General features: G+C 56.6%; 5 protein-coding genes. 1 reads left to right on the top strand and 4 read right to left on the bottom strand.

Annotated elements, in window-relative coordinates; genetic code table 11:
* The coding region (locus IGS51_RS17505) for a hypothetical protein (RefSeq protein WP_297080096.1) at positions 1 to 228 on the bottom strand (228 nt) is incomplete at its 3' end.
* Between the two features lie 228 nt (positions 229 to 456).
* Between IGS51_RS17505 and IGS51_RS17500 the strand changes: the two genes are divergently transcribed.
* The gene (locus IGS51_RS17500) at positions 457 to 1,251 is read left to right on the top strand and encodes a YebC/PmpR family DNA-binding transcriptional regulator (protein ID WP_297080095.1); all 795 of its coding nucleotides are present in this window, start codon (positions 457 to 459) and stop codon (positions 1,249 to 1,251) included.
* Positions 1,252 to 1,348: 97 nt separating this feature from the next.
* On the opposite strand, the gene IGS51_RS22420 is transcribed toward IGS51_RS17500, so the two are convergent.
* From IGS51_RS22420 to IGS51_RS17480, 3 genes are all read right to left on the bottom strand, one after another.
* Positions 1,349 to 2,413, bottom strand: coding sequence for an adenylate/guanylate cyclase domain-containing protein (locus IGS51_RS22420; RefSeq protein WP_367279368.1), 1,065 nt, complete (start codon positions 2,411 to 2,413; stop codon positions 1,349 to 1,351).
* Positions 2,410 to 2,787, bottom strand: a complete 378-nt coding sequence (locus tag IGS51_RS17485; protein WP_297080094.1) for a response regulator — start codon at positions 2,785 to 2,787, stop codon at positions 2,410 to 2,412. Before IGS51_RS17485 ends, IGS51_RS22420 begins: the two co-directional genes overlap by 4 nt.
* Before the next feature lie 47 nt (positions 2,788 to 2,834).
* Positions 2,835 to 3,540: response regulator (locus IGS51_RS17480; protein WP_297080093.1), on the bottom strand; the 706-nt coding region annotated here is incomplete at its 5' end.

The raw sequence follows: 3,540 nt of genomic DNA, 5'->3' as shown, positions 1-3,540 counted from the left end.
CAGGAGCGATCGCACGATGCCGGGATGCCGAATCTGGAGGGTCACAGGCGGCGGCTCGTCGGCATTGCAGTGAATCCAGAGTTGCTCACGTCCCCAAAAATCCAGGCAAAGGGGAACGGATAGCTGACTGAATGCTGCTTCTAGCCAGGTGCGGAGGGCGGGCGGCAGGGCGATCGCCCACTGTGGCGCTGCGGAAGTCTGAGACCGTTGCAATTCTGAAACAACCATCGGAGTGTCCTCCAGTTGAATCTGAGGCTAGTTATTCTAGGATAGTGTTTGCGTTGGGTAGGCTGCTTTGGCAGGCTCCGGGGCGCAACACAACTGCAACACAACTGCAACACAACTTCAGAGACGGATTTCAGAGACAGGTTTCGGGAGTCTTCGAGAACTCCCGGAACTCACCTCCGGGAACTCACTTCCGGGAACGAGTAGAGAAGCGTTTTATCGATCGAGTGCATGGCAGGACATAGTAAGTGGGCGAACATTAAGCGGCAAAAGGCTCGCGTGGATGCCGTCAAGGGCAAGACGTTCGCAAAAATTTCTCGACAAATTATCATTGCCGCGCGAAATGGCGTGCCTGATCCGGCGGGTAACTTTCAGCTCCGCACGGCGATTGAAAATGCCAAGGCAGCGGGCATTCCCAATGACAATATCGAGCGGGCGATCGCCAAAGGGTCTGGCAAACTGGCGGGCGACAACCTGGAAGCCATTCGGTATGAGGGCTATGGCCCCGGCGGCATCGCCATCCTGATCGAAGCGCTGACCGACAACCGCAACCGCACCGCCGGCGACCTGCGGGCCGCCTTCAGCAAGCGCGGCGGCAACCTGGGCGAGACGGGCTGCGTCGGCTGGATGTTTGAGCAAAAGGGCGTGGTGACGGTGAAAGCACCACCGCCCGCCAGCAAAAAGGAACTGCCTGTGATTGACGAGGATGACCTGCTGGAAGCCTCTCTGGAAGGTGGCGCAGAGTCCTATGAGCTAATTTCGCTAGAAGACGACATTCCCGGTGCGGAAGTCTTCACCGATCCGACCAACCTGGAAGCCCTGACCCAAGCTCTCAAAGACCGGGGCTATCCGGTCATCCAGGCAGAGCCGCGCTGGTTCCCAAACAACAGCGTCGAAGTCAGCGACCCCGCCCAGGCTTCTGACCTCTTGCGGCTGATGGATGCGCTGGAAGACCTGGACGATGTTCAGTCCGTCACGGCTAATTTTGAAATGTCGGACGAACTGATGTCGCTCAGTATGGCGTAGGAAGGAAGAAGGAAAAACAAAGAACGAAAAAGGAAGAACGAAGAACGAAAATTTTTCTCTCTTCGTTCTTCGTTCTTCTCTCTTCTTTTTTCCCCTGCTAGCTTCCCAGCAAAAAGTACGTGGTCATCTCGCCTTTGCCCTTGACCTCGATGGGGCCTCGCTTCTCGAATTGGAACTTGTCTTGGAGGCGTTCGTAGGTGGTGGCGCTGACCTGGATGCGGCCGGGCAGCGAGAGCGACTCCATGCGGCTGGCGATGTTCACCGTGTCGCCCCAGAGGTCGTAGGTGAATTTCTTGATGCCGATGACCCCTGCGCCGACGGGGCCGGTGTTGATGCCGACGCGCATTTGCAGGGGGCCAAAGCTAGGGTGGATGTGGCTGATGTTGATCTGGGCGATCGCCTTTTGCATATCCAGCGCCATCTGGGCGATCGCCTCTGCATGGCCCGCCTGGGGCAAGGGTAGCCCGCCGACGACCATATAGGAATCGCCAATGGTTTTGATTTTCTCTAGACCATGCAGTTCTGCAAGCTGGTCGAAGGTCGAAAAAATCTGGTTCAGCAGCGCCACCAGTTCTGCGGGGGAGAGCTTGGAGGAAAGTTCTGTAAAGTTCACTAAATCGGCAAACAGGACGGTGACTTCAGTGAAGTTATCGGCGATGGTTTGGGAGCCTTGCTTGAGCTGGTCGGCGATCGCCTTGGGCAACACGTTCAGCAGCAGCCGTTCAGATTTTTCCTGCTCCGCCTGGATGAGCTTCAGGTAGGACTGTTCCTGGTCGCGCAGCCGCTTTTTCTCCAGACACGCGCCGATTCGCGCCTTCAGCAGCGTCGGGTTAAACGGCTTAAACAGGTAATCTTCGGCCCCTAGTTCGATGCAGCGCACGACGCTCTCAATGTCATCCAGCGCCGAAATCATGATCACCGGAATATGGCGCAGGTCGGGGTCTTGCTTCAACTGCTCCAGCGTTTCGTAGCCGTTTAGCTCCGGCATCATCACGTCCAAAAGTACGAGGTCAAAGGGCTGCGATCGCATCTTGTCAATGGCTTCGCGCCCATTAGTCGCCGTCACAATCGTATGCCCCTGGCGCTGGAGCCGCCGAGACAGCAAATCGCGGTTCATCTCGTTATCATCGACAACTAGCAGAACGCCTTGCTCAGGAGTCATTTCAGCGAGCCTTCCCCCAAAATCGCCTGAATTTTGCTCGTTAGCCGCGCAAAGTCTACAGGCTTCGTATCGTAATCATCACATCCCGCCTCTCGACACTTTTCCTGATCTCCCGCCATTGCGTGGGCTGTCAGGGCAATAATTGGAATTTCCTTCGTTTCCGATGCCGCCTTGAGCGTGCGCGTTGCCTCCCAGCCGTCCATCACGGGCAGGCTCATGTCCATCAAAATCAAGTCCGGCCGCTCCGCCTGCGCCATTTCGACTCCTTGCGCTCCATCTGTTGCAATCAGCACCTCCGCGCCCCGCCGCAGCAGCCGCCGCGAGAGCATATCCCGGTTCATTTCGTTGTCTTCTACCAAGAGTATCTTAGGCATTTTTCAGCTTCTCCTCCCATCATCTCTTTATCTCTCAATCCTGGCTGTCATGCGGATTGCTGGCAGGCAGCCACCAACTGACGGATTCTCACCAGCAGGTCTTCTTGGCTGTAGGCTCCTTTTTGCAGGATTTGTTCAACGTAGCCGCGCAGTCGAAACTGGTCTTCGGCCGTAATGTCTTTGGCGGTGATGATAATGACCGGGAGCGATCGCCATGCTTCGTGGCGCTGTAATTCTGCGACGAAACCAAAACCGTCCAGTTCCGGCATCATCAGATCCAGCAGGATTAGCTCTGGCTGGACGGTTTGAAGCTTTTCTAGGGCCACACGCCCGTTTTCGGCTTCGATCACCTGCCAGTGTTCTTTTTCCAAAAGCTGGCGCAGCAGGTCGCGGTTGGTGGGGTCGTCTTCCACCACCAGAATGGGACAGGCAGGGCGATCGCACGTATACTTTTTCAACGCTGAGAGCAACTGGTGGCGATCGATCGGCTTGATTAAATAGTCCGACGCACCCAGCGCATAGCCCATGTTCTTGTTGTCCAGCATCGTCAGCATAATCACGGGAATATTGGCCAGGTCTGGATTGCTCTTAAACGCCGACAGCAGCATCCAGCCATCCATTTTGGGCATCATCACGTCTAGCGTAATGGCGATGGGGCGGATGCTTTGCGCCAGGGCCAGCCCCTCTTCGGCGGTGAGGGCGCTGTGGACGGTATAGCCTTCGCGGGCAAGCTGGCGGCGGAGCAGGTCGTGA

It is taken from the genome of Thermoleptolyngbya sp. M55_K2018_002 (assembly GCF_015295965.1).
GTDB lineage: Bacteria > Cyanobacteriota > Cyanobacteriia > Elainellales > Elainellaceae > Thermoleptolyngbya > Thermoleptolyngbya sichuanensis.
Note: the sequence above shows the minus strand (reverse complement) of the source record. Positions and strands in the feature narration are given on the sequence as shown.